We start from the raw sequence: 17203 nt of genomic DNA on the forward strand, positions 1-17203 counted from the left end.
CGGGCGGCGGGGGGCGGGTGGCGGGAACGCCCTGGAACGTGCCGGTCCGGACCGACGACGCGACGCTCGTCTCGGTGGGCACGCTGGGCTGGGACGGGGCCTCGCGGTGGGAGGCGCTGGGGGCGGGGGAGGTGGCCCGCATGCTCTTGCTGAACGCCCTGTTGCCCGAGCCCACGCCGGAGGGCCGGGGCGCGCTGGTGGGCGCTGCCGGGCGGCTGCTGTCGTCCGTGGAGACCGCGCGGCTCGTGTTCGCGCGGGATGCCAGCGCGGCGGAGGTCGTGCGGGCACGGCTGACCGAAGCGGCGCGGACCTGACGGTGAGGGGCTCGCGCTGGCCTCGCGTCTGCGTTACAGCGGGAGTGGGAGGCGGATGCTGGTGGCTGAGACGCGGGTGCCGTTGACGGTGATCGCTGGACCCACGGCGTCGGGGAAGACGGCGTTGGCCATCGCGTGGGCTCGCGCCGCGGGCGGGGAGATCGTCAGCGCGGACTCGCAGCAGGTGTACCGCGCCTTCGACATCGGCACCGCGAAGCCCTCCGCAGAGGAGCTGGCGGCCGTGCCGCACCACCTGCTCTCCTGCGTGGATCCGCTCGAGCCCTTCTCCGCCGCCGAGTACCAACGCCGCGCGGACGCGGCCATCGCGGCCATCGCGTCGCGGGGCCGGCCGGTGTTCGTCGTCGGCGGCACCGGCCTGTACCTGCGCGTGCTGCTGCACGGCGTGGTGGACGCGCCCGGCGCCCTGCCTGCGCTGCGCGCGGAGCTGGAGGCGCTCGCGGCGGAGCAGGGGAGGGAGGCCGTGCACCGCCGCCTGGCCGAGGTGGATCCCGAGACGGCGGCGAAGCTGCCCACCCAGGACCTGGTGCGCGTCGTCCGCGCCCTGGAGATCCACGCGCAGACAGGCGTGCCCGCATCCGAGTTCCGGCGCGCCCACGCCTTCGCGCCAGACCGCTATTCCTTCCAGCTCTACGTGCTCGACCCGCCGCGCGAAGCCCTCTACGCCGCCATCAACGCGCGCACGGAGGCGCTCTTCTCGCGGGGGCTCGTGGAGGAGACGCGAGCCCTGCTGGAGCAGGGTTACGCGGACGCGGCGCCCATGCGCAGCGTCGGCTACGTGCAGGCCCGCGCGGTGGTGGAGGGCCGGATGACCCGCGAGGAGGCCATCGCCGACACCGCGCAGGAGACCCGGCGGTACGCCAAGCGGCAGCTCACGTGGTTCCGCAAGGAGCCCGGCGCGGTGTTCCTCGCACCGCCCTACGCCTGCCCTGCCTCCCAGGCGCAGTAGGCCGCGCAGGCCCCTGCCCGCCGCTCCGCCTCATTTCGTCCCCGGGAGCCGATTGTTCGCACCCCGCCGCGCTCCCATCTTCCACATGGAACGCTACCCCCACGTCCCCTCCCGGACCGCCAGGCGGCCGAGGGCCCGGGCCGGGCAGCCATCACCGTGGAGAACGCCATGGAAACGAACGTTGAGCGAGTGCCGGAGACCCGTCCGGACCGTCGTCCTCCCCGAGGGGCCTCCGCGATGTGGGGCGCCCCCTTCATCCTGGGCCTGCTGACGGCGATCGCGGGCGTCGTGCTGCTGGGCGCCACGTTCTTCACCAGCATGGTCACCATCATCTTCGTCGGGACCATGCTGGTGATTGGCGGCGTCCTGGAGCTCATCGCGGCCTTCCGTTCGCGCGACGAGAGCAAGGGCGCCTTCTGGTCCCTCATGCTCGGCGGCGTCCTCACCACCGTGGTCGGCATCCTCACGGTCATGTACCCGGCCGCGGGGCTCGCCTCCCTCACGCTGCTGATCGCCGGCTACTTCTTCGCCAGCGGCCTGTTCCACACCATCACCTCCGTCATGGACCGCTACTTCCAGTGGGGATGGGACCTGGCCTATGGCCTCATCTCCCTCGTCCTGGGGTTCAGCGTCATGGCCCGGTGGCCCGCGTCCTCCGTGTGGCTCGTGGGCACGCTGGTGGGGCTCGCCGTCTTCTTCCGAGGCATCTCGATGATGTCGGGCTCGCTCACCCTGCGGCGGGGGCTGCGGCGCGTGGAGGCGTGAGCGCCAGGAGCCGCCCTGGGCCTTGTTCACTTTGAGTGAATTAACGATAGCGGTGGGTGAAGCTCCGAGAGGCGGGGCAGGGCCCCCGGGAGAGGGGGCAGGAGGTGTCCACCCCGCGCGGGTGGACACCCCCTCCCCGTCGGCCCCGGGCCAACGCCGGACGCGGCTACGGCTTCTTGTGCGCGGCGTCGAACAGGTCGGAGAACTGATCACGCGACACGTGCTTCAGGTCGCCCTGCGCATCCTGCTGCTCCAGCGTGAAGTCGTGGATGGGGCCGCGCACCAGGTACTCCTGATCCCGCGCGGAGTTCATCATCGCGCGCTCGCGGTAGGTGAAGCTGGGTTTCGTCGGATCCACACCGACGTCCGCCATGTACCTCCGCTCGTGGGGCTCCGGCTTCCACACCGGCTTGCCGGGCTGCGTGCGGTTGACGGCTGTCTCGTCCAGCCCCGGATGCGTGGACGTGCGGATGTCGTGCTGGATGTCGAACTGATCGAAGACGTCCCCGCCCTTCGCGTCCTGCGCCGGGTTGTGGACGATGCGGCTCTTGCCGTAGCTCGGGTTGTCCACGAGCTTCTTCTCCGTGGCCTGACCGTCCACGCCCACGGGCACGCCGCTGAAGGACGTGAAGGGCGAGTGGGCCTTCGTCTCCTTCGCGCCGTCCACGTGCGCGGTCAGCGTCACCGTGCGGTCCTTCGCGTCCACCGGCTGCAGCCTGCCGTCGCGGTCGATGGCGGACTTCGGCGTGTTGTACTTCGGCTGGAGCTCGTTGAAGGGGAAGTCGTCCCGCCGGGTCAGCTCCACGTCCGGCCGCAGGCGCGGCGCGAGCCGGTTGTTGCCGCCGTCACGCCGATCCTCGGCGTTCATGATGTCGCTCATGAGGTCGTGCTGCTGGAACCGGGTCCGGTTCTGCTCGGCGCGGACCTTGAGCGCCAGCTCCTCCGACGACGGGACCTTCGTGGAGAACGAACGGCTGACCTCCGGCGCGTGCTTGAACAGCCGGGACGTCGTCTGCGTGAGACGCGGCAGCTTCGAGGCGAACATGAGGGACTCCCTTTTTTGTGGAGCATGAAGTGCGAAGCTTCATGCTTTTGTAGGGATTATCCCGTCTATGTGATCGCGGTTGCGCGCAGGTGGGTGTCAGGACGCAAAACGGTCTTCGCCAAATGTTTCGACGACGGCGTGCCGGAGGGCGTCGCGCGACCTGTCGAGCGGGTCCGGCACGCGGCCGGTGAGCTGGCAGAGGAGGCGATCCGGGTTCACCGGCTTGGGCAGGAAGGTCTCCGCGCCCGCGTCGAGCGCGCGCTGACGCACGTGCGGACGGTTGAGGCCGCTCATCACCAGCACGCGCGTGTCGCGGGTGAGCGGATGCTGCTTGAGGCCTTCACACAGCCGCAGGCCGTCCACCCAGTGCAGCACCACGTCCAGGAGGATGGCGGTGGGGGGCCGGCGCGCCACCGCGCAGAACAGCGCCAGCTCGTCCGCGAAGGCCACCACGCGCGCGCCGGTGCTCTCCAACAGCAGCGTGAGCGCCTCGCGCGTGTCCGCGTCGTCGTCCACCACGTAGTACAGGTCCGGCTCCACCTCCGGCACCAGCGTGGGCACGGGCTCGATGGGCGTGCGCAGCCACGAGCCCACCACCTCGCGCACGCCGGACCAGCGCGCCGCGGACAGCAGGCCCAGCGGGGTGGGGGCGCTCAGCCCCAGCACGCCGCCGCCGTACACGCCGCACGCCGAGTGCCTCGCCCGCGCCGCGACGAACGCCGCCGGGGCCCGCTTTCCCGCGCGGCGCAGCCACGCGATGGAGCGCGCGCCGGCCGCCGCGTCCTCCATCAGCTCGCCCAGCCCGTCGCGCACGTAGCGCCGATCCAGCGACGGCGCGTCCAGCCCGCCATCCAGCAGCGCCACCGCGGCGCGGCTGCAAGACGCCAGCGTCTCCGACAGGCCCACCTGCAGCGGGTGGCCGAAGGCCGCGGGGCCCACCGCCAGCTGCCCGGGCGCCACCAGCGTGCGGCCGGGCCCGAAGGGCAGGCGCGTCGTCTCCAGCGCGGTGACCTCGAAGCCCTCCTCGAGCATGCCGTCGCGCGCGGCCATCATCAGCACCTGGCACAGGTCCGCGGGCGTCACCGCCGCGCCGAAGGCGAGCGCGTACACGGACGATGCGCCCGGGACCAGGAACAGCGCGTCCACGGAGGGCAGCGGCGCCACCCACAGCCGCGCCACCGGCGCCAGATCCCGTCCGGGCATCGCGCCCTGGAGCCGCGCCTGCACCGCCGGCATGGACGGCGCCGGCTTGAAGCCCTTGAAGAACGCGTCCCCCAGGAGCGGCCCCGCGCCCGCCGCCAGCGCCACCGCGTGGAAGCGCTCGCCGCTGCCCTGCGCGCGGACGACCAGGGGCCCCGCGTTGCGCACCGCCGCGGGCGCGTCCGGAGCCGCAGCCTGCCGCTCCACGCGCTCCACGTGGCGGTTCACGAACCGGGCGCCCTGCGCGCTGGCCGCCGTGGCCAGCACGTGGCTCACCATGTCCAGGCCCCCTTCGCCCTTGGGCCAGCCGTCCACGACCCAGAGGCCGCCGGCCGCGCACGGCAGCAGCGCTCGCTCGCCGTGGGAGACGATCTCCACGCCGCGCAGCTCGTGCGCGCGCCACTCCGGAGGAATCCGGCAGCCCAGCGCCGCGAGCCGCGAGCGGCACTCCGGCGTGAGCAGGGCAGGGGGCGCGGTGCGCTCCTCGGTGCCGCCCGCGTAGACGCGCACGTCCAGCGCCACGCCCCGCGCGCGGCCGTTGAAGAGCAGGGAGGCCGCGAGCCCCGCCCCGGCGATGCCCCCGCCGACGATCGCCACCCTCGAACCACTCGCCAGCTTGCTGGTCCCGCTCATCGCGCGCCCTCGTTCCCTTCCGGCCGTCAGTGCCGCTGTGCCGCCGGAGCGTGGAGCGACCGGCCGTACACCACCACCCGGTCGCGCCCCTCCCGCTTGGCCTCGTAGAGCGCGGCGTCCGCCGCCTTCAGCAAGGCCTCCGTGCTCTCGCGCGGCGCGTCGGCGGTGTGGTCCGCCACGCCCACGCTGATGCTCAACCCGAAGGGCGCCGGGCGCCCGTCACCGCGCTGCACGTGCACGCCGCGCAGCTCCGAGCGCAGGCGCTCCGCGAACACCGCGGCCTCCAGCGACGTCTGGTGCGGCAGGAGCACGACGAACTCGTCGCCGCCGAAGCGCGCCGCGAAGTCCGACTCGCGCAGGTTGCCCTGCATCAGGGTGGCCAGGGCCAGGATGGCGCGGTTGCCCACGTCGTGGCCCATGCCGTCGTTGATGGCCTTCAGGTGGTCCAGGTCGATGACCACCACGCTCAGCGCGTAGCCGTAGCGCTGGGCGCGCTTGAACTCGTCCTCCAGCCGCACCGACAGCGCCCGGAAGTTCGCCAGCCCCGTGAGCGCGTCCGTCTGCGCCAGCACCTGGAGCTTGCGCTGCTGCTCGCTCTGGCGCACCGCGCGGTCGATGCGGGCGAGCAGCTCGCGCGAGCTCGCCGGCTTGTGGATGAAGTCCACGGCACCCATCTCCAGGCATCGCTCCAGGGTCGCCTCGTCCGCGTCCCCTGTGAGGAAGATGACCGGCACCATCTCCGTGCGCACGTCGCCCTGGAGCGTCTCCAGGACCGCCAGCCCATCCCCGGAGGGCAGGAAGCGATCCAGCAGCACCAGGTCCGGGCGGTGCTCGCGGGCCAGCTCCACGCCTGCGTCCGCGTCCGAGGCGGCCAGCACGTCGAAGCGGGTGGCGAGCAGGTCCATCAGGCCTTCGCGCACGCCGGCGTCGTCCTCGATGATCAGCAGGAGCGAGCGCTCACTGCTGCGGCCGTGCCGTTCCATGAACTGGTTCACTCCGCTTGCCTGTCCCGAAATGGCAGGCCGAAAGTCTCGGGCGCCACGCCCTTCGAGGTGCTCCCCACGCCCCTGCGCCCCACGCGCACCCGCCATCGCCCCGTCCTGCAAGCACCCGCCCATCCATCCAACCTTCACCCGAGACCTCCGGCTGCCAAGCCCGTCCGCCTCCGCGGGGGCTTGGGGAGCCTTCCGCCCCGGTCGCCCGCGTGCCCCTGCACGAGAGCAAGCCCTGTGCCCCGCGCTTCACTCGCGGGACGGCCTCTTTTCAGGGGGTTGCATGGGGGCCGGCGAAACAACCAACAAGGCGGCCGGAAGACGTTGCAGCGTGGGCGCCGGGCGCACGGTAGGAATTGCCGGACGCACGCCGCTCCGGAGGCCGCGCCCGACGCGGGGTGGGGCGGCTGATCCGTCGGGGGCTCCCCGGAGGCGCGCGCGAGGAAGCGGCGCCATCCACGGGGGCGGGGCGGGCCGCGAAGCCGGATCGCGGCGGCCCGGAAATACGACGCCAGCGCCGGTCAGGTGGCGCCCGGGCGTCAACTCGCTGGGACTTCAGCGCCGCTGGGTGAACTGCACGCGACGGCCGCCGCCCATGGGCGGCATCATCGGTGGCGTCTCCAGACCGAACTGCCACCAGAGCGGCTCGTAGGGCTTCATCTTCAGGCGCTTGTCGTTCTGCAACTGGGCGAGGCTGCCCTTGAGCTTCTCGTCGGAGGGGTTCTGCTCCACGCCGCGCGCCAGCACGCGCTGGGCCCCGTCCTTGTCCTTCTGCTGCAGGAGGCACCACGCGTAGACGGCCCAGACGATGGACTCCTTCTTGCCGCTCTTCGCCGCGGCCTCGAACGAGGCCTTCATGGCGGGCACGTCGTTGCGGCGGAAGTGCAGGGCGCCCTCCATGGCCTTGGCCATGTAGTTGCGGCTGCTGGCCTTCTCCAGGTGGGGCTTCGCGCCGTCCAGGTCCTTCACCATGTACTTCAGCATCCCGATCTGCGCGTGGATCTCCGGACCGATGAGGAACTGCCACTTGTCCCAGACGAGCCCCTGCTCCAGCGTCTTGACCGCCCGGTCCACGCGCCCCTGGGCCTCCTTCTGGTTGGCGGGCTGGCCCTGGAGATCATTCTGCACCGTCGTCATCAGCGCCTGGACCCGGGTGGAGACCCTGCGGGCGAGCAAGATGTAGGCAGCGAAGAAGACGATGACGCCGGGGACGATGCCGGCCCACCAGGAGAAGCCGCCAGCGAGCTTCACCAGCACGCCGACCGCCAGCCCGATGGCCAGGGAGATGAGGAGGTTGTACATGCGCTGCCCCTTTAGCGGTGTGCGTGGACCACCGCAATCTTCGGATGCACACGGACCGAAGGCGCGATATACGTTCGGCCGCCTCGTTCACACCCAAGGGGCCCTCTGTCGAAATTGGTAGACGAGGCGGACTCAAAATCCGCTGCGGCTGACCCCGCGTCCCGGTTCGAGTCCGGGGAGGGCCATCCTCGAAACGCAGACCCGGCGCCCGCGATGCCGTCCTTCCGGGCCGCCCGAACGTGAAAGCGCTCCCCTGTTCCCCGCGCTGGAAGACGCGATGAAGGTCCTGCTCGTCGAGGATGATCCGAGCCTCCGGGAGGGGATGGGGGAGCTGGTCGCCGAGCTTGCGGACGTGCAGGCGGTGGGCACCCTCGACGAAGCGCTGCGCGCCCTGGCGACGGACCGCTTCGAGCTGGTGATGACCGACATGCGCATCGCCGGCGGGCACGCGGATGGCCGGGGCGTCCTGGAGGCCGCGCGCCGCAGGCGGCTCCCGGTGGCCATCGTCAGCGCCTCCGGGCCGGACGAGGTCGCCCAGGTCCTGCACCCCTCGGAGCCGGACGCGCTGCTGATCAAGCCCTTCCAGGTGGAGGACATCATGGGCCTGGCGGAGCGCTTCCTCGCGCTCAAGCGTCAGGTGGTCGCCGCGGCCCGGGAACCCCTGGCCGAGGACTCCCCGGAGTGGACCGAGGTGTCACCCGGGGTGAAGTGTGCCGGAGCGGCGCCGGACAGCGCCCGGACGTGGGTGCGGCTGGGGGCAGGCGCGGCCTTCCCCTGGAACCGTTCGCAGTGGGGCCAGGGGATCCTCCTGATGGAGGGGGACCTGGAGCTGGACGGCGAGCGCTTCGCCGCGCCGTGCTACCTCTTCCTGTCCCAGGGGGCGTCGCCCCAGGTGACGACGCAGGCCGGCGCGCTGGCCGTGTGCGTGCCGCTGCGCGGCTAGGCGACGAGGTCATCCGTGGACATCCCCCTCTGGCCCACGCCGCATGAGCCGTCACGCCTGGGCCGTCCGTCCCGGCGCGCGGCCACCGCGGCGCTGGAGACGCACATCTCCGTCCTCAAGGGCGAGCCGCTGAAGGCCGCGCTCGCCACCGCGCTGCGAGAGGCGGACGGGCTGGGCGGACAGGAGCGGCGCTTCGCGGCGCTGGCGGCGCGCGAGCTGTCCCGGCACCAGCGGCTGTTGGACCTGGCGGCGCGGCAGCTGGGGCACTCGCCCGGGAAGCACACGCTCTCGGAGGACCAGGCGCTGGTGCGCTACGCGCTCTGGCGGCGCCTGTTCTGCGGCGAGGGCTGGGGGCGCATCGGGCCGGAGGTGAAGCTGCCCGGGCCGGTGCGCCCGCGCACGCTGCATGACGCGGTGCTGGAGGGGCTGGTGACGAAGCCGCTCGCGGAGCCCGCTCCGGTGGAGGGCGCGGAGGCCCTCGTCGAGCGGCTGGCCACGCGGTACTCGTTCCCGGGCTGGCTCTCGCAGCGGCTGGCGCAGGTGTATCCGGAAGGAACGCTCGCGGGGCTGATGGCGTCGCTGGATGAGGAGCCCGCGCTGCACTTCCGCGCGCGGCCCCCGGGGACGCGGGACGCGGTGCTGGCGGCGCTGGCCGAGGAGGGCGTGGCGGCGGAGGCGGTGCCCTGCGCGCCGGACGCGCTGCGCGTCGCGGACGCGAGCCACCGCATCTTCGAGTCCCGGACGATGAAGGCCCGGCGCCTCCAGGTGCAGGACGTGGGCAGCCAGCTCATCGTCCTGGCGTGCCTTCCTCCCGGGGCGACCCTGGACGGGCTCACCGTGGCGGACGTGTGCGCGGGGGCCGGCGGCAAGACGCTGGGGCTCGCGGACCTCGTGGGCGCGAAGGGGAAGGTGCTCGCGGGGGACCGCTCCAAGCGGCGGCTCGCGGACGCGCGCGACCGGGTGCGCGAGTTCGGCCTGCGGCAGGTGGCGTTCCCGCACCCGGTGCCGCTGGGCGCGGTGGACGTGGTGCTGGTGGACGCGCCGTGCAGCGGCACGGGGTCCCTGGCGCGCGAGCCGGATCAGAAGTGGAAGCTGTCCGCGAAGGCCATCACCGAGTTCAGGGCCACGCAGTCCGCGCTGCTCGCGGAGGTGGCCGCCCAGGTGAAGCCCGGGGCGCGCATCGTCTACGCCACGTGCTCCGTGCTGCCGGAGGAGAACGACGCGGTGGTGGAGGGCTTCCTCGCGAAGCACCCCGGCTTCGCGCTGGAGCCGGTGGGGCAGGGGTGGCCCGCGGAGCTCCAGGTGGGGGTGGATGGCCCCTACCTGCGCGCCCTGCCGCCCCGGGTCCCCGGCGGGGGCTTCTTCGCCGCCCGGCTGGTCCGCGAGGCGGGTTGACAGTCGGCGAGCCGCCACGTTACGCACGAACGACCTTCTCCCGTCCCGAGGGTGACAGCCGTGGCTGCAGATCCGAAGCAGACCGAAGTGATGCGGCAGATCAACGAGGCCTTCCAGGCGGCCGAGGCCAAGCTGGCCAGGCTGCGCGAGGCCGTCGAGCGCAACACGGAGCTGGCGCGGGCCAACGGCAAGGCGGCCTTCCTCAAGGACAAGAAGGAGCAGACCCACCGCGAGCTGGGCGAGGCCGTCTGGCAGGCCATCCAGGCGGGCCGGCTGGAGCTGCCCCCCAGCTTCGGCCGGTTCCTCCAGAACATCGCGGCGGCGGAGAAGGCGGCGGCGGACCATGCCGCGTCCCTCACCGACCTGCTCCGGGAAGGAGAGGAGGTGGCGGACCGTTTGAAGGTAAAAACCGTCGCGAAGCCGCAAAAAGTTGTGGCGTCGGGAACGAAGAAGCCGTAGAAGTCGCGCCGCCTCACGGCACGGACCGCTCCCCACGGCGGACCGGGCAGCACGCAGCAGAGAAGGGGCTATAGCTCAGCTGGGAGAGCGCTTGAATGGCATTCAAGAGGTCACCGGTTCGATCCCGGTTAGCTCCACACTGAATCCAGAGAGGCCCGCGGGAGAAATCCCGCGGGCCTCTCGCTTTTTCGGGCCTCCGCCGGACGCAGGCCCCGGGCTCGGCGCCTCCCGCGCTACGGGAGCGCCGAGACGCCGCGGGGCAGCCGCACGGTGAAGGTGGTCCCCGCGTCGGCGGTGGACGTGACGGTGATGGTGCCCCCGTGGGCCTCCACCAGCTGTTTCACGATGTAGAGCCCCAGGCCGATGCTCCGGCCGCTGGTGTCCACCTCGCCGCTGGCGCGCTGCAGGGGCTGGAAGAGGCGGCCCATCCGCTCCGGGGAGATGGGGGCGCCCGCGTTGTGGATGGACAGCGTGACGGCGTCGTCCTCGCCGTAGGTCTCCACGAGGACGGCGGTGTCCCGGGGGCTGTACTTCAGCGCGTTGGTCACCAGGTTCTGGGCCAGCTGCCCCAGGCGGTCCGGATCCCACTCGCCCAGGCCGCTGCCGCCGCGGCGCCGGTGGAGCTCGCGGTCCGGGTGCGTGGCCTCGATCTCCTCCAGTACGCCGTCCACGATTTCGTGCACGTCCGACGCGCGGCGCTGGATGCGCAGCCCGCCGCCCAGGCGCGCCTGGGTGAAGTCCAGCAGGTCGCGGATCATCCGGTGGGCCCGCTCCGCGGCGGTCTGAATCCGGCTGACGGCCTTGGTGCTGCGCTCGTCCAGCTCCTCGCGGCGTATCAGGCTGGCGGCGCCCAGGAGGATGGCGCTCACGGGGTTGCGCAGGTCGTGGCTCACGATGCCGATGAGCTGCTGCTCGAAGTCCGCGCGCTGCTGCTGCTGGGCCTGGGCCTGGCGCAGCTCGTGGACGTCCATGGACATGCCCACCCACTTGAGCACCCGGCCCTCCGCGTCCTTCACGGACATGGCGCGCACCATGTGCCAGCGGTACAGGCCGTCCCGGTAGCGCACCCGGTGCTCGGTCTGGAGGCGCTCGCCGCCCGCCAGCGCCTCCGCCCAGGCCCTGGCGCTGCCGGGGAGGTCGTCGGGGTGGATGACGCGGCGGTAGCCCCGCTCCAGCAGGGTCTCCGCGGCCACGCCGGTCTGCTCCGTCAGCACGCCGTTCACGTAGGTGACCGCGCCGTCCGGGGCGGTGACGAAGACGGCCTCCGGCAGCGCCTCCGCGAGCGTGCGGAACTCCTCTTCACTCCGGCGCAGGAGGCCCTCCGCTTCCTTGCGCCGGGTGACGTCCTGCATGGCGCCCACCATGCGCAGCGCCGTGCCGGCGGCGTCGCGCACCACCCAGCCCCGGTCCTCCACCTGGGCGTAGGTGCCGTCGTGCTTGCGGAAGCGGTACTCGGCGCGCCAGTCGCTGCCGCCGGGCGCGTCGATGATGGCGTGCAGGCTGTCCACGGTCGGCGCGCGGTCCTCCGGGTGGACGGCGTCCGTCCACCAGTCCAGCCCGGGGGGCACCGTGTCGACCGGGTAGCCGAAGAGGGTGTGGATGCCCTCGCTCCAGGTCAGCTGCTGGGTGCGCAGGTCCAGGTCCCAGACGGCGTCCTTGGTGGCGCGGGTGGCCAGCCGGTAGCGCGTCTCCGACAGCTTCAGGGCCTCGAGCAGCTCCTCGCGCTGGGCGCGGGCCCGCGCGGCGTTCACCGTCCCCTCCAGCCGCGCCACCAGCTCGCGCACGCCGAAGGGCTTCACCAGGTAGTCGTCCGCGCCGGCGGTGAGGCCCTCCACCTTCGCCTCCTCGCCCGCGCGCGCGGACAGGAGGATGACGGGGAGGTGGGCCGTGCGGGGCTCCGCCTTCAGCGCGCGCAGGAGCCCGAAGCCATCCAGGCCCGGCATCATCACGTCCGTCAGCACCACGTCCGGCGGGTGCGTCCGCGCCGCCTCCAGCGCGGCGTGGCCATCCGCCACCGCCGTCACCGTGAAGCGCCCCTCCAGCGACCGCCGCACGTAGTCGCGCATGTCCGCGTTGTCGTCCGCGAGGAGCACGTGCCCCAGCACGGCGCCCCGGGGCGCCTCCGGGACGGGCACCGCCGCCGGTGAGGCGTCCGCCGTGGCCGACAGCCACTGCGCCGCCTCCTGGACGAAGACCTCCGGGTTCGGGGCGTGGACGGCGTCGCGCGACGGGGCCTTGAGCTGATCCGCCGGCAGGTGCGCATGGCCGGTGGGCAGGGAGACCGTGAAGGTGCTGCCCTGCTCCGGAACGCTCTCCACGCGGACGCGGCCGCCGTGCAGCTCCACCAGCTCCCGCACGAGCGCCAACCCGATGCCGCTGCCTTCATGGCTGCGCCCCCGCGCGCCCTCCACCCGGTGGAAGCGATCGAAGACGCGGGGCAGCTCGTGGGCGGGGATGCCGGTGCCCGTGTCGCTGACGGACAGCTCCACCCGGTCCGCGTGCTCGCGCAAGCGGACGGTGAGCGTGCCGTGGAAGGTGAACTTGAAGGCGTTGGAGAGGAGGTTGAGGACGATCTTCTCCCAGAGATCGCGGTCCACCCACACGGGGGCGGACAGGGGAGGGCAGTCCACCTGGAGCCGCAGCCCCGCCCGCGTCGCCAGCGAGTCGAACGCGCTCGCGAGCCCCGCGGTGAGCGGCCCCAGGTCCGTGGGCTCGAAGGTGGCCCGCATCCGGCCCGCCTCCAGCCGGCTGAAGTCGAGCAGGCTGTTCACCAGCTTGAGCAGCCGCTGGCTGTTGCGCTGCACGAGGGCCAGCCGCTCGCGGTGCCCCGGCTCCAGGGGGTGTTGCTGATCCGCGAGCACGTCGGCCAGCGGCCCCAGCATCAGCGTCAGCGGCGTGCGGAGCTCGTGGCTGACGTTGGAGAAGAACGCCGTCTTCGCCCGGTCCAGCTCCGCCAGGGCCTCCGCGCGCCGCCGGGCGTCCTCGTGCGCGCGAGCCCCGGCGATGGCGGCGCCCAGCCCGCCAGCGACCAGCTCCAGGAACGCCAGGTAAGAGGCATCCGCCGGCAGCCGCGGGGACATGCCCAGCACGAGCAGCCCCGCCGGGGCCGACCCGCCCTCGACCTTCAGCGAGAGGACGAGCGCGGCGTCAGGCTGCGGCACGCCGTCGCGCAAGGGGAGCGGGCCGAAGCGGGCCTCGAGCCCATGGAGCCGCGCCGAGCCGCCGGAGCGGACCACCCGCGCCAGGGGCCAGGGGGACGCCCCGTCGGAGCCCAGGTCCACCTCGGCGGGGCAGAAGGCGCCGTCCCCCTCCAGCCCCGTGCGCCCCTCCAGCCGGGCCCGGGTGCCTTCCGCGTCGAGGCGGTAGAGCAGCGCGAAGGGGAGGTCCGCGGGGTTGGTGGCGAGCGCCGCCATGCCGTGGGTGCACGCGTCCTCGACCCGGAGGCTGCCGCCCGTGCGGGACGCCACCTCCTGGAGCGTCCGGAGGCGCCGGGAGTCCAGCACCTGGCTGGTGGTCTCCACCACCGTGTCGAGCACGCCGTTGACGGCCCCCGACTCGTCCGTCACCGGGCTGTACGCGAAGGTGAAGTAGGTCTCCTCCAGGAAGCCGTTGCGCTCCATGAAGAGGCGCTGGTTCTCCGCCATGACGGCGCGGCCCTCGCGGCGGACCTGCTCGACCCACGGGCCGATCTCCCCCCAGATCTCCGTCCAGACCTCGCGCCCGGCGCGCCCCATGGCGTAGGGGTGCTTGCTGCCCAGGATGGGCCGGTAGGCGTCGTTGTAGAGCTTCACCGCGTCCGGCCCCCAGAAGACCATCATGGGGAAGCCCGAGTTCAGGGTCACGCCGGCGATGGTGCGCAGGGACTGCGGCCAGGAGGACACCGGGCCGAGCGGCGTCTTGGACCAGTCCATGGCTCGCATCAGGGCGCCCATCTCGCCGCCCCCGGCGAGCACCTCCTGGGTCGCGCGGTCGGCGCCGTCCGGTCCGGGCGCGGGTGTGTCCGCGCCGCCCATGCCGGACGTGCTGAAGCCTTCGTTCATCCGGGTTGCGTAACCGAGGCGCTCCGCCCCGGCCAGCCAGGGAGCATGGGAAGCCGGCCGCTCCAGGGGCTGGCTGCCCGCCAGCGTCGGCGACGGAACGGTGCGGCGTGACGCGCTGCCCGGAAGCGGCCTCGAGCCGGGCAGGGCGCCACGCCGCGGGTGACAGCTCGCGAGGGACTACTTGCCCGCGAAGATGTTCATCACGTCCTTGAGCAGCTTGATCGACTCGGCGTGCGGACGCTGGAACGCGTTGCGGCCCATGATGGAGCCGAAGCCGCCACCCTGGTGGATCTGCTTGATGTCCTCGAGGAGGGCGGACGTCTCCTTCGCCTCGCCGCCGGAGAAGATGACGATGCGCTTGCCGTTGAACGCGGAGCGCACCACCTCGCGCACGCGGTCCGCGAGCGTCTTGGTGGGGATGTTCGCCTTCTCGAAGGCCTTCTTCGCCTCCGCCTGCTCCAGGTGGTCCGTGGGCGGCTTCACCTTGATGATGTGCGCGCCCAGCTGCGCGCTGATCTGCGCCGCGTACGCCACCACGTCGATGGCCGTCTCGCCCTCCTTGGACAGCGAGCCGCGCGGGTAGGCCCACAGCACCGTGGGCAGGCCGTAGGACTTGGCCTCCGCGATGATGTCGCGCAGGTCCTCGTACTGCTCGTTGCGGGCCGCGGAGCCCGGGTAGATGGTGTAGCCCACCGCCGCGCAGCCCAGGCGCACCGCGTCCTTCACGGACGACGTCACCGCGGACATGGGCGCGGCCGTCTTCGCCAGCGTGTCGGAGTTGTTCACCTTCAGGATGAGGGGAATCTCACCGGCCAGCTTCCCCGCGACGGCCTCCAGGAAGCCCAGCGGCGCCGCGTACGCGTTGCAGCCGGAGTCGATGGCCAGCTGCGCGTGGTAGTCCGGATCATACCCGGCGGGGTTCGGGCCGAAGGAGCGCGCGGGGCCGTGCTCGAAGCCCTGATCCACCGGCAGGATGACCAGCTTGCCCGTGCCGGCGAGCGTGCCGTGGTTCAGGAGGCGCGCCAGGTTCGTCAGCGTGCCGGGGTTGTCGGAGGGATACCAGGAGAGGATCTGCTTGACGCGGTCGGTGTAGGCCATGGGTCTTCCTTGAAGAAAGGCGTCGAAACTGGCGCGGGATTCTGCGGTCCTTGCCCGCGCCCACCAAGCTTTGTCTGAACGGAATGTCGGCGACTGTCACGCCCTCTACGCGCCTCGTGGCGCGAGCCGACTGGGCGGAAGCCGACACCCGGAACGGCGGGAACCCTCACAGAAATGCTGCACCGTCGCGGGGTTCCGGATATGCCCGGCCGCACACGAGGCGGACCACAGCATGGGCAGAGAAGTCGGCAGGGTCATCGCAGTGGCAATGATGCTCACCGGTGGCATTTCAGGCGCGCAGATCGCGCCCTCACCGGCTCCCTCGAACGCTCCGGGAACGGGCGCGCCGGGGACCGCGGCTCCTTCGCCCGGGAGCCTGTCTCCGGGCACCGTGCCCACCCCCGCGCCGGCCCCGGGCCCCACGGGCACCGGGTCGTCGGCCGCCGACCCCACCCCGGGGACGCGCGCGCCCCTGCCGAGCCCCTCCGCCGTGAACCCGGGCCCGGCCGCCGAGCCGGGCAACGCCGCCCAGGGCGCCACGACGGGCACGCCCAAGCCGCCGGCCGCCACCCCGGGCGCGAAGGAGCTGGGCACGTCCCCCGTCGCCCCCGGCTCGGGCGACGGCGCGCGGGGCGACCTCACCCCCGGCGCCCCCCGGGGCGCTCCGGAGGAGGCCCGGGCTCCGGGCGGCACCGAGGCCACCCAGGCCCCGCGCGGGCCCATCACCCTGGCCCAGCTGGTGGCACGGGCGCGCACGCAGGACGCGCGCGTGGCGGAGGCCACCGCGGAGCTGCGCAAGTTCCAGGCGCTCTATGATCAGGCCCGCTGGGCCTGGTTCCCCAAGTTCGAGATCACCCTGGGCGGCGGCGGCCCCGTCCCCGAGGCGCGCAACAACGGCCTGGGGGGACCGCCCACCACGGAGGCGTCGCTGGAGGGCGACTGGAACTTCGGCAAGGTGGGCGTGACGGTCTTCTCCACCGGCAACGCGGTGCTGCCGCTGTACACCTTCGGCAAGCTCTCCGCGCTGAAGAAGGCCGGCGAGCAGGGCCCCAAGGTGGGCGCGGCGCTGCGCGAGCGGGCGCGCGCGGAGGCGGGCTTCCAGGCCGCCCAGGCGTACTACGGCTACCAGCTGGCCCGGGCGGGCCTGAAGCAGCTGGAGGACGTGTCCAAGCGCCTCAAGGACGCGGGCGACAAGATCGACGCGCTGCTCAAGCAGGACTCGGATCAGGTCACCAAGCTGGACACGTTCAAGCTGGGCTACTTCCGCCAGCTGGTGGAGTCGCAGCGGGCCGCCGCCCTCCAGGGCGAGCAGTTCGCGCTGACCGCCATCCGGATCCTCGCCGGCGTGGAGCCGGACGAGCAGGTGGAGGTGGTGGAGGAGGACCTGCCGCTCCAGGAGGAGGTGAAGGTGCCCGACCTGGAGACGGCGTTGCGGGAGGCCAACGAGCGCCGCCCGGAGCTGAAGGCCATCGCCGCGGGCATCATCGCGCGCGAGCAGGAGGTCCTCATCCGCGAGCGCAGCTACTACCCGGACCTGGGGCTCGCGGGCTACTACGACATCCGCTGGACGAGCAGCGCCACGCGCCAGCGCAGCCCCTTCGCCTACGATCCGTACAACGACCGCACCGCCGGCCTGGGCCTGGTGCTGCGCGGCACCTTCGACATCCCCATCAAGGACGCGCAGTTGGAGCAGGCCCGCGCGGAGCTGGACAAGATGCACGCGCAGGAGCTGACGCTCAAGGCCGGCATCCGGCTGGAGGTCACCCAGGCGCAGGGCCAGCTCGAGGCGGCCTACGCGCGCGCCAGGTCCTTCACGGAGGCGGAGAAGAACGCGAAGCGCTGGGCCACCGCCGCCTACGCCGCCTTCGACCTGGGCACCGGCGACACGCGTGAGCTGGTGGACGCTTTCACCGCCCTGGCGCAGGCCTCCGCCGAGCGCGGCAAGAGCTGGCACGACGTGCGCGTGGGGCTCGCGTCACTCGCCCGCGTCACGGGTGCCGTCCCCGGGGCGGATGAATAACCCTTCCAGGCTGCCAGTCCTCACAGGTGT

The 17203-nt window shown here is 72.7% G+C and carries 12 protein-coding genes, 2 tRNA genes and 1 pseudogene; 9 read left to right on the forward strand and 6 right to left on the reverse strand.

Features of this window, described 5'->3' with window-relative positions; genetic code table 11:
• From U8525_RS32135 to U8525_RS32145, 3 genes and pseudogenes are all read left to right on the forward strand, one after another.
• A pseudogene (locus tag U8525_RS32135) lies at nt 1–314 on the forward strand (hypothetical protein); the annotation flags it as partial.
• Nucleotides 315–369: 55 nt separating this feature from the next.
• A complete protein-coding gene (gene miaA, locus U8525_RS32140; protein ID WP_374270543.1) occupies nt 370–1281 on the forward strand; it encodes a tRNA (adenosine(37)-N6)-dimethylallyltransferase MiaA in 912 nt (303 codons plus the stop codon).
• Nucleotides 1282–1449: 168 nt separating this feature from the next.
• Nucleotides 1450–2046, forward strand: coding sequence for an HdeD family acid-resistance protein (locus U8525_RS32145; protein WP_374270544.1), 597 nt, complete (start codon nt 1450–1452; stop codon nt 2044–2046).
• Nucleotides 2047–2212: 166 nt separating this feature from the next.
• On the opposite strand, the gene U8525_RS32150 is transcribed toward U8525_RS32145, so the two are convergent.
• The 4 genes from U8525_RS32150 to U8525_RS32165 form a co-directional block, all read right to left on the reverse strand.
• Entirely contained in the window at nt 2213–3091 is an 879-nt protein-coding gene (locus U8525_RS32150) for a hypothetical protein (RefSeq protein ID WP_374270545.1), read from the reverse strand.
• Nucleotides 3092–3187: 96 nt separating this feature from the next.
• A complete protein-coding gene (locus tag U8525_RS32155) occupies nt 3188–4924 on the reverse strand; it encodes a two-component system response regulator (RefSeq protein ID WP_374270546.1) in 1737 nt (578 codons plus the stop codon).
• Nucleotides 4925–4950: 26 nt separating this feature from the next.
• On the reverse strand, nt 4951–5907 hold the full coding sequence (locus U8525_RS32160) for a diguanylate cyclase (RefSeq protein ID WP_374270548.1): 957 nt from the start codon (nt 5905–5907) through the stop codon (nt 4951–4953).
• Nucleotides 5908–6471: 564 nt separating this feature from the next.
• Nucleotides 6472–7218 carry a tetratricopeptide repeat protein gene (locus U8525_RS32165; protein ID WP_374270549.1) on the reverse strand — a complete coding sequence of 249 codons (747 nt, stop codon included), beginning with the start codon at nt 7216–7218 and terminating at the stop codon, nt 6472–6474.
• A gap of 99 nt (nt 7219–7317) precedes the next feature.
• On the opposite strand from U8525_RS32165, the gene U8525_RS32170 reads away from it, so the two are divergent.
• The 5 genes from U8525_RS32170 to U8525_RS32190 all read left to right on the forward strand — a co-directional run bounded on the left by U8525_RS32170 (nt 7318) and on the right by U8525_RS32190 (nt 10152).
• Nucleotides 7318–7403: transfer RNA gene (locus U8525_RS32170), tRNA-Leu, on the forward strand.
• 92 nt (nt 7404–7495) lie between these two features.
• Nucleotides 7496–8161, forward strand: coding sequence for a response regulator (locus U8525_RS32175; protein WP_374270550.1), 666 nt, complete (start codon nt 7496–7498; stop codon nt 8159–8161).
• A 15-nt stretch (nt 8162–8176) separates the two neighbouring features.
• Nucleotides 8177–9556: an RsmB/NOP family class I SAM-dependent RNA methyltransferase gene (locus U8525_RS32180; protein ID WP_374270551.1), complete on the forward strand. Its 1380-nt coding sequence runs from the start codon at nt 8177–8179 to the stop codon at nt 9554–9556.
• Between the two features lie 60 nt (nt 9557–9616).
• Entirely contained in the window at nt 9617–10015 is a 399-nt protein-coding gene (locus tag U8525_RS32185) for a hypothetical protein (RefSeq protein WP_374270552.1), read from the forward strand.
• 64 nt (nt 10016–10079) lie between these two features.
• Nucleotides 10080–10152, forward strand: a tRNA-Ala gene (locus U8525_RS32190).
• A gap of 96 nt (nt 10153–10248) precedes the next feature.
• Here the strand turns inward: U8525_RS32190 and U8525_RS32195 are convergent.
• Nucleotides 10249–14055, reverse strand: a complete 3807-nt coding sequence (locus U8525_RS32195; protein ID WP_374270553.1) for an ATP-binding protein — start codon at nt 14053–14055, stop codon at nt 10249–10251.
• Nucleotides 14056–14232: 177 nt separating this feature from the next.
• The gene (locus tag U8525_RS32200; RefSeq protein WP_374270554.1) at nt 14233–15153 is read right to left on the reverse strand and encodes a class I fructose-bisphosphate aldolase; all 921 of its coding nucleotides are present in this window, start codon (nt 15151–15153) and stop codon (nt 14233–14235) included.
• 232 nt (nt 15154–15385) lie between these two features.
• On the opposite strand from U8525_RS32200, the gene U8525_RS32205 reads away from it, so the two are divergent.
• Complete coding sequence (locus U8525_RS32205; protein ID WP_374270555.1) at nt 15386–17173, forward strand: TolC family protein; 1788 nt, start codon at nt 15386–15388, stop codon at nt 17171–17173.
• Nucleotides 17174–17203: the final 30 nt, after the last annotated feature.

This window comes from Corallococcus sp. RDP092CA, from assembly GCF_041903675.1.
Taxonomy (GTDB): Bacteria; Myxococcota; Myxococcia; order Myxococcales; family Myxococcaceae; genus Corallococcus.

What these genes read in the sequence shown, in the direction of transcription:
- U8525_RS32195 (WP_374270553.1), bottom strand. Translation starts at nt 14,055, where the DNA reads ATGAACGAAGGCTTCAGCACGTCCGGCATGGGCGGCGCGGACACACCC.
- U8525_RS32155 (WP_374270546.1), bottom strand. Translation starts at nt 4,924, where the DNA reads ATGAGCGGGACCAGCAAGCTGGCGAGTGGTTCGAGGGTGGCGATCGTC.
- U8525_RS32160 (WP_374270548.1), bottom strand. Translation starts at nt 5,907, where the DNA reads ATGGAACGGCACGGCCGCAGCAGTGAGCGCTCGCTCCTGCTGATCATC.
- U8525_RS32205 (WP_374270555.1), top strand. Translation starts at nt 15,386, where the DNA reads ATGGGCAGAGAAGTCGGCAGGGTCATCGCAGTGGCAATGATGCTCACC.
- U8525_RS32175 (WP_374270550.1), top strand. Translation starts at nt 7,496, where the DNA reads ATGAAGGTCCTGCTCGTCGAGGATGATCCGAGCCTCCGGGAGGGGATG.
- U8525_RS32145 (WP_374270544.1), top strand. Translation starts at nt 1,450, where the DNA reads ATGGAAACGAACGTTGAGCGAGTGCCGGAGACCCGTCCGGACCGTCGT.
- U8525_RS32150 (WP_374270545.1), bottom strand. Translation starts at nt 3,091, where the DNA reads ATGTTCGCCTCGAAGCTGCCGCGTCTCACGCAGACGACGTCCCGGCTG.
- U8525_RS32165 (WP_374270549.1), bottom strand. Translation starts at nt 7,218, where the DNA reads ATGTACAACCTCCTCATCTCCCTGGCCATCGGGCTGGCGGTCGGCGTG.
- U8525_RS32200 (WP_374270554.1), bottom strand. Translation starts at nt 15,153, where the DNA reads ATGGCCTACACCGACCGCGTCAAGCAGATCCTCTCCTGGTATCCCTCC.
- miaA (WP_374270543.1), top strand. Translation starts at nt 370, where the DNA reads ATGCTGGTGGCTGAGACGCGGGTGCCGTTGACGGTGATCGCTGGACCC.